Source organism: Variovorax sp. CF079, from assembly GCF_900101545.1.
Classification (GTDB): Bacteria; Pseudomonadota; Gammaproteobacteria; order Burkholderiales; family Burkholderiaceae_C; genus Variovorax.
The window spans coordinates 2160-6132 of sequence record NZ_FMZU01000050.1 but is presented as its reverse complement, the minus strand read 5'-3'; the positions used below and the strand labels follow the sequence as shown (position 1 = coordinate 6132).

Below are 3973 nucleotides of genomic sequence, written 5' to 3'. Positions count from 1 at the left end.
CTCAGCACGCGGTCGGTGCCGTGGCGCGAGAAGACCGACTCCTGGATCACGATCTCGCGCTCGGTGCCCTCGTACATCACGCCGCCCAGCGAGGTGTACTCGCCCTCGGTGTTCTCGCGCACCACCAGGTAGTCGATGTCGCCGGGCTTGCGGCCCGCCAGCGGGCAGGGCACGCCCTCGAACAGGCGCACCGGGCGCAGGTTGATGTACTGGTCGAATTCGCGGCGGAACTTCAGAAGCGACCCCCACAGCGAGACATGGTCCGGCACGGTGGCGGGCCAGCCGACGGCGCCGAAGTACAGGGCGTCGACGCCCTTCAGTTGCTCCTTCCAGTCGTCCGGCATCATCTGGCCGTGCGCGGCGTAGTAGTCGCAGCTGGCCCAGTCGATGGTGCGGCAGTCGAGCTCGAAGCCGAAGCGCTCCGCCGCGGCCTGCACCACGCGCAGGCCTTCGGGCATCACTTCCTTGCCAATGCCGTCGCCGGCGATCAGTGCGATGCGGAAGGTGGGGGTCATGTCTTTGTCCTTCATGTGGCGAGCGCCATCTTGCGGTCCATGTCGTCCAGCCAGCCCTGGCGCAGCTCGGGCACCGAACGGGCCAGCAGTTCGTAGTAGGGGTGGTGCGGGCCGCGATCGTAGTCGCAGCGCGCCACCTGCGCGAGCTTGCGGCCGTGCTGCATCACGACGATCTCGTCGCACACCGCGCGCACCGTGTGCAGGTCGTGGCTGATGAACAGGTAGGACACGCCGAGCTCGCGCCTGAGCTCGGCGATCAGGTCGAGCACGGCCGCAGCGACGACGGTGTCCAGCGCCGAGGTCACCTCGTCGCACAGGATCAGGTCGGGCTCGGCCGCGAGCGCACGCGCCAGGTTGACGCGCTGCTTCTGCCCGCCCGAGAGGCCGCCCGGCAGGCGTCCGGCCACCGAGTGCGGCAGCTTCACCAGATCCAGCAGTTCGCGGATGCGCCGCAGCAGCGCTTCGCCGCGCAAGCCCTTGTAGAACTGCAGCGGCCGCGCCAGGATGCTCTCGATGGTCTGCGACGGGTTCAGCGCCGTGTCGGCCATCTGGAACACGATCTGGACCCGGCGCAGTTCTTCCTTGTCGCGCTGCGCCAGCGACGGCTTCAGTTCGCGGTTGTTGAACAGGATGGTGCCGTGGCAGGGCTTCAGCAAGCCGGCAACGGCGCGCGCCAGCGTGGTCTTGCCGGAACCCGATTCGCCGATCACGCCGATGGCCTGGCCGCGGTAGAGCTTGAGGTTGATGTCCTCGAGGATCAGCTTGGCCGGCCGGCCCTTCGCGTCGACGGGGCCGTAGCCCGCCGAGAGCTCGCGCACCTCGAGCAGCAGTTCGGTATCGCCCGAGCTCTGGCCCGACGCGCGCGTCGCGGGCCGGGCAGCGGCCAGCAGGCATTTCGTGTAGTCGTCGACCGGTGCCGAGAGGATCTGCCCGGTCGCATTCACCTCGTGCATCTTCCCGTTGCGCAGCACCAGGATGTGGTCCGCCATCTGCGCCACCACGGCGAGATCGTGGCTCACGTACACCGCGGTGGCGCGGCGCTCGCGCACCACGCGGCGGAAGGCGCGCAGCACCTCGATCTGCGTCGTGACGTCGAGCGCGGTGGTCGGTTCGTCCAGGATCACGAGCTCCGGGTCGCCGATCAGCGCCATCGCCGCCATCAGGCGCTGCAGCTGGCCGCCGGAGACCTGGTGCGGATAGCGCGCGCCGATGGTCTCCGGATCGGGCAGCGCGAGCTCGCGGAAGAGCTGCACCGCCTTCGCCTCCGCCTCCGCCCGCTTGCACAGGCCGTGGATCACGGTCGGCTCGACCACCTGGTCCATGATCGTGCGCGAGGGATTGAAGGAGGCGGCCGCGCTCTGCGCGATGTAGGAGACCGTGCGGCCGCGCAGCGCGCGCTGCTGCGCCGCATCGAGCGCCAGCACGTCGGTGCCGCCGATCTGCACCCGGCCGGCCGAGATGCGGCAGCCGTGGCGCGCATAGCCCATCAGCGCCAGCGCGGTGGTGGTCTTGCCGGAGCCCGATTCGCCGATCAGCGCCAGCACCTCGCCGGGCTGCACGGAGAAGCTCAAGGCATCGACCAGCGTGTTCGCGCCGGCCGTGATGCTGAGACCCTGGACCTTGAGTGGTGCGCCCATCAGCGTGCTCCTCTTTCGCGGGCGGTGCGCCCCGGCAGGTTGTCGATGACGAGGTTGACCGCGATGGTCAGGCTCGCGATGGCCAGCGCCGGCACGATCACCGAGGCGCCGCCCATGGCCAGCGCGCCGATGTTCTCGCGCACCAGCGAGCCCCAGTCGGCCGCCGGCGGCTGGATGCCCAGGCCGAGGAAGCTCAGGCTCGCCAGCAGCAGCACGACGTAGACGAAGCGCAGGCCCAGGTCGGCCAGCATCGGGCCCACGATGTTGGGCAGGATCTCGCGCAGCATGATGTAGAGCGTGCCTTCGCCGCGCGTGCGCGCCACGGTCACGTAGTCGAGCGCATTGATGTTGACGGCCAGCGAGCGCGCCATGCGGTAGGCGCCCGGCACGTAGATGATGGCCGCCGTGACCACCAGCATCGGCACCGAGGAGCCGAAACCCGCCACCATGATGAGCGCGAACATCTTGCTCGGGATCGCGGTCAGGGTGTCCAGGCCGCGGCTGAGCACCGCGTCGATCCAGCGGCCGCTGGCCGCGGCCAGCAGCGCCAGCGTGGTGCCGGTGCCGCTGGCCAGGAGCGTGGCCAGCAGCGCGACGCCGACCGTGTAGCGCGCCCCTTCGATGACGCGCGCCAGCATGTCGCGGCCCAGGTAGTCGGTGCCCAGCCAGTGCGCCGCGCTGATCGGCGCGAAGACGTTCGAGGTGCCCATGGCCGCCGTGCTGTGCGAGAGCAGCCAGGGGCCGAGCAGCGCCGCGAGCAGCCAGAACAACAGCACCGCGAGGCCGAGCAGGCCGGACGGGCCGAAGCCAGTGAGCCAGCGCAGCCCGGCGCGGTGCCGCTTGGGCGCCGATGCCGCGAAGGAGGCCGTGGCGTTCACGGCCGAGGTGGAGGTAGACGTTTCCATGGAGCTGGCCTCAACGGTGCCGCAGCCGCGGGTTGGCGACGATGCCGCAGATGTCGGCCGTCGTCACCAGGATCAGGTAGGCGCAGCAGAAGATCATGGCGCAGGTCTGCACCAGCGGCATGTCGCGCTGCGAGACGCCGTCGACCATCAGCTTGGCGATGCCCGGGTAGTTGAAGATGGTCTCGACGATGATCACGCCGCCGAGCAGGTACGACAGGCTCAGCGCCACCGCGTTGGCGATCGGGCCCACCGCGTTGGGCAGCGCATGCGCCAGCACCATGCGCATCGGCGAGGCGCCCTTGAGCCGCACCATCTCGATGTAGGGCGCCTCGAGCTGGTCGATCACCGCGGCGCGCGTCATGCGCATCATCTGCGCCACGATCACGCAGCACAGCACCAGCACCGGCATCGCGAAGGCGCGCAGCATCTGGCCCAGCGACTCGATGTCGTTGACGAAGGAGAGCGCCGGCAGCCAGCGCAGCTTGACCGCGAAGACCAGCACCGCGAGGGTTGCGACCAGGAACTCCGGCACCGACACCACGCCCACCGCCGTCGTCGATGCCGCGCGGTCGAACCAGGAGCCGCGCCACACCGCCGAGGCGATGCCGAGCGTGAGCGCGATCGGCACCGAGAACAGGGCCGTCACCGCCGCGAGCAGCAGCGAATTCGGCAGCCGGCTGGCGACCAGCTCGGCCACCGGCATCTGCGTCGTGGCCGAGCGGCCGAGGTCGCCCTTCACCATGCCGAGCAGCCACTGCGCGTAGCGTTCGGGCGCCGGCACGTCCAGGCCCATCTGCGTGCGCAGCGCGGCCAGCGCCTCGGGCGTGGCGTCCTGGCCGAGCTGCTCCTGCGCGGCATCGCCGGGCAGCACCGCGGTGATCGAGAAGACGATCACCGACACCGCCAGCAGCGACAG

4 protein-coding genes are annotated in these 3973 nt (G+C 70.1%); all 4 read right to left on the bottom strand.

Annotated elements, in window-relative coordinates; translation table 11 throughout:
- Positions 1-515: isocitrate/isopropylmalate family dehydrogenase (locus tag BLS74_RS33365; RefSeq protein ID WP_244504144.1), on the bottom strand; the 515-nt coding region annotated here is incomplete at its 3' end.
- 11 nt (positions 516-526) lie between these two features.
- A complete protein-coding gene (locus tag BLS74_RS33360) occupies positions 527-2152 on the bottom strand; it encodes an ABC transporter ATP-binding protein (protein WP_093112312.1) in 1626 nt (541 codons plus the stop codon).
- Positions 2152-3057: an ABC transporter permease gene (locus BLS74_RS33355; RefSeq protein WP_093112310.1), complete on the bottom strand. Its 906-nt coding sequence runs from the start codon at positions 3055-3057 to the stop codon at positions 2152-2154. The genes BLS74_RS33360 and BLS74_RS33355 overlap by 1 nt, the downstream gene beginning before the upstream one ends.
- A 10-nt stretch (positions 3058-3067) precedes the next feature.
- The coding region (locus BLS74_RS33350; protein WP_244504143.1) for an ABC transporter permease at positions 3068-3973 on the bottom strand (906 nt) is incomplete at its 5' end.